Consider the following 3,327-nt stretch of genomic DNA (forward strand, 5'->3'; position numbering starts at 1 on the left):
CGCTTCTCAGTTGCTTCATGATAAGCTTTCATCTCATTGCGCACTGCCTCAAAACGATTATCGCTCGCTTCACGATATGCTTTCATCTCACTGAGAATTGCCTCAAAGCGTTTCTCACTTGCTTCAAATCTGGCATTTTCAATTTCTCTTAATGCCTTAAGTTCTTCTTCAACTCGGATTATCCTTTCAATAAGAGAAAATTCTTTTACCCGTTGTTCATTCTGACGGACAAAGTTTTCAACAATCTCTTTTACAAGGGCTTCCAATTCTTGTTTTGATATTTTTTCTATAACTTCAGGCATAACTTAATTATATCACAATTTATGTTCTATAGGCAGAGTTTATTCGCACATATTCCTCAGATAAATCTGTTGTAAAAATCTTTGCCTGTCCTTTACCAAGATTCAGATTTATCAAAATCTCAATCTCACTCTGCTTTAAAGATTCTTTTAAATCTTCTTCTTTAATCGTTGGCATTCCTTTAGCAAAAAGGCATATGTCATTTATATAAATCTCAATTTTTTCTTCCTTTAAAGAAACTCCAGAGTACCCCGCAGCAGCAATCACTCTACCCCAGTTGGGATCACATCCATAAAAGGCTGTTTTAACCAGAAGGGAATTTGCCACAGCTCTGGCAACTCTTTTTGCATCCTGAGCTGTCTTAGCTCCTTTAACATTAACTGTTATGAATTTTGTTGCTCCTTCCCCATCCTTCACTATCATTTTTGAAAGCTCAATGCACAAATCAGTAAGGGCTCCTTTAAACTGCTTCCATAAAGTGGTTTTTCTTTCAATCTTTATATCAGATTCTCCATTTGCAAGCATTAAAACCGTATCATTTGTTGACATGTCTCCGTCAACTGTAATTGAGTTAAAGCTCTGTGCCACAGCATCTCTTAAAGCCTCTTTCATCAAATCCGAACTTATCTTTGCATCCGTAAGTATTGCGCACAGCATTGTTGCCATATTCGGAGAGATCATTCCAGCACCCTTACATATTCCAAGAATTGTCAATGCAGTATCCTCTTTAATTTGCCTGTATGTAAGCTTTGGAAAAGTATCTGTTGTCATTATTGCTTCTGCAACCTGTGCTGGCTGAGCATTGCCAAGACTGCTTACAAGTTCATCAACTGCTTTAATGATTTTTTCAACAGGTAAAGGCACTCCTATAACTCCTGTTGAAAGCGGTAGAACATGTTCTTTATTGATATTAAGCCTGTCTGCCAGATAATTAGTTATTTTTAATGCATTGTCTATCCCGTTCTGCCCTGTACAGGCATTTGCATTTCCACTGTTTAAAATCAATGCCTGAGCCTGTCCTGAGCGTATTCTTCTCATACATATTTTTACTGGCGCTGCTTTAATTTGATTTGTAGTAAAGACTCCTGCAACCTGTGCTGGTTTCTTAGAATAAATTAATGCAATATCATACCTGTCTGGGTACTTAATCCCTGCCTTTGCAACAGAATAGAGAAATCCTCTTGGTGAAACAATGTCCATTACTGCTCACCCAACTTAAATGTATCATGAAGAACTCTTACAGCAAGCTCAGTATATTTAGCATCAATAAGGCATGAAATCTTTATCTCTGATGTGCTTATTGCCATTATGTTTATTCCATGATTGGCAAGGGCTTCAAACATCTGAGCTGCTACTCCCGAATGTGTTCTCATGCCAACGCCTACAATGGAAATTTTCGCTATCCCCTCATTTAAAATAACTCCCTCAGCTCCAAGTTCTTTTGAAATTTTTTCTGTAAGTTCAAGAGCTTTTTTAGCATCTGTTTTAGGAACAGTAAAAGAAATGTCAGTTGCTTTACCATCACTGCTTATGTTCTGAACAATCATGTCAACAACAATATTGGCATCTGCCACTGCTTTAAACAGTTTTGCTGCTATTCCAGGTCTGTCAGGAACTTTAAGAATTGTAATCTTTGCCTGATTTTTGTCATGGGCAATGCCTGATACTACAACTTTTTCCATATCTTTATCCTCCTTTGTAACTAATGTTCCTGGATTCCAGTTAAAGCTTGAACGAACTATTACAGGGACATTGTATTTCATTGCAAACTCCACAGAACGAGTTTGCAAAACCTTTGCTCCCAGTGAAGCAAGTTCAAGCATTTCTTCATAAGAAATCTTATCAAGCTTACGGGCATTGGGCACAATATTTGGATCAGCAGTAAATACACCATCAACATCTGTATAAATCTCACATAAATCAGCATTCAATGCAGCTGCTATGGCAACAGCTGTAAGATCAGAGCCACCTCTACCAAGTGTTGTCACATCCTCTGTTTCTGTAATTCCCTGAAATCCTGCAACTACTACAACATAACCATCTTCCAGAGCTTTCAATGCTCTTGTTGCGATAATTTTCTCAATTCTTGCCTTTGTATGTACTGCATCGGTAATGATTCCCATTTGCCTTCCAGTAAGAGCAATTGCCTTATGTCCCAGTTCACATAAAGCCATTGCTGTAAGTGCGGCAGTAACTCTTTCTCCAGAGGAAAGAAGCAAATCCATCTCCCTTTCTGGTGGGTTTGAACATACCTGATGAGCGAGTCCAATGAGTTTGTCTGTCTCTCCAGCCATTGCAGAAACAACAACCACCACTTTGTTGCCTTCTTTAACAGTTTTTGAAATCCTTTCTGCAACAGCTTTTATTCTTTCAATGTTTGCAACAGAAGTTCCACCATATTTTTGAACAATAAGCATAGGCGCCTCCATCTCGGAAATTTGAGTTTTTCTATTATGTAAAAATTCTTCAGTTTTTTACAATTACTTAGATTTATCCCTCCTGGCTTGAGCTTAATCCAGAAAATATTATTGTTCTTCCTTGAGGAATGTCTTCAGATACAGCAGAAATTCTCGAAGTTGCTATCAAAGCAAAGATAACTGTAACTTTCGGATTCCCAAAAAGAGGACATCTACTTTTTCCCGGAAAAGAATATACAGCTTTTTATTAAAGATGTCGGTAAAAAAGAAAGCCTGAATATTGCCATGCGTGCTACTGTGCTGCTTTATGAAATTCTTCATCAATGCTCCTTAAAGCCTCATTAAACTCTTGAAGATAAAAAGGTTTGGTAAGACAGAGAGCATTATATTTGAAAATTTCTTCTTCAGGGCAGTTCAAGGTAGATAAAATTATCACAGGTTTATGAAAAATTATGCTCTCTATTTCTTTTAGAAGATTCCATTCCTTTATTGTTGTATAATCAGCTATAATAAATTTGTAGTCTGAAAATGATTTTACAGTTGATGTAGCAATTTCACCTTCATAGCCGAAGAACCGTAGATACTCCATTAAGACTTCTCTTACAAGTCG

General features: G+C 37.2%; 4 protein-coding genes and 1 pseudogene. 1 reads left to right on the forward strand and 4 read right to left on the reverse strand.

Going from position 1 to position 3,327, the window contains the following annotated elements; genetic code table 11:
* The 3 genes and pseudogenes from ACP5O9_RS06625 to ACP5O9_RS06635 form a co-directional block, all read right to left on the reverse strand.
* A pseudogene (locus tag ACP5O9_RS06625) lies at positions 1 to 302 on the reverse strand (hypothetical protein); the annotation flags it as partial.
* Between the two features lie 19 nt (positions 303 to 321).
* A complete protein-coding gene (argJ, locus tag ACP5O9_RS06630; protein WP_353685994.1) occupies positions 322 to 1,500 on the reverse strand; it encodes a bifunctional glutamate N-acetyltransferase/amino-acid acetyltransferase ArgJ in 1,179 nt (392 codons plus the stop codon).
* Positions 1,500 to 2,717: an aspartate kinase gene (locus tag ACP5O9_RS06635; protein ID WP_353685995.1), complete on the reverse strand. Its 1,218-nt coding sequence runs from the start codon at positions 2,715 to 2,717 to the stop codon at positions 1,500 to 1,502. The genes argJ and ACP5O9_RS06635 overlap by 1 nt, the downstream gene beginning before the upstream one ends.
* A 128-nt stretch (positions 2,718 to 2,845) precedes the next feature.
* Between ACP5O9_RS06635 and ACP5O9_RS06640 the strand changes: the two genes are divergently transcribed.
* Entirely contained in the window at positions 2,846 to 2,968 is a 123-nt protein-coding gene (locus ACP5O9_RS06640; protein WP_353685996.1) for a hypothetical protein, read from the forward strand.
* Positions 2,969 to 3,009: 41 nt separating this feature from the next.
* On the opposite strand, the gene ACP5O9_RS06645 is transcribed toward ACP5O9_RS06640, so the two are convergent.
* The coding region (locus ACP5O9_RS06645) for a hypothetical protein (protein ID WP_428723670.1) at positions 3,010 to 3,327 on the reverse strand (318 nt) is incomplete at its 5' end.

The sequence above is a fragment of the Thermodesulfovibrio sp. genome, from assembly GCF_049969575.1.
In the GTDB taxonomy this organism is placed as follows: Bacteria; Nitrospirota; Thermodesulfovibrionia; order Thermodesulfovibrionales; family Thermodesulfovibrionaceae; genus Thermodesulfovibrio; species Thermodesulfovibrio obliviosus.

Excerpts from the sequence above, each read along its gene's own strand:
- ACP5O9_RS06635 (WP_353685995.1), bottom strand. The coding sequence starts at position 2,717 with ATGCTTATTGTTCAAAAATATGGTGGAACTTCTGTTGCAAACATTGAA.
- ACP5O9_RS06640 (WP_353685996.1), top strand. The coding sequence starts at position 2,846 with ATGTCTTCAGATACAGCAGAAATTCTCGAAGTTGCTATCAAAGCAAAG.
- argJ (WP_353685994.1), bottom strand. The coding sequence starts at position 1,500 with ATGGACATTGTTTCACCAAGAGGATTTCTCTATTCTGTTGCAAAGGCA.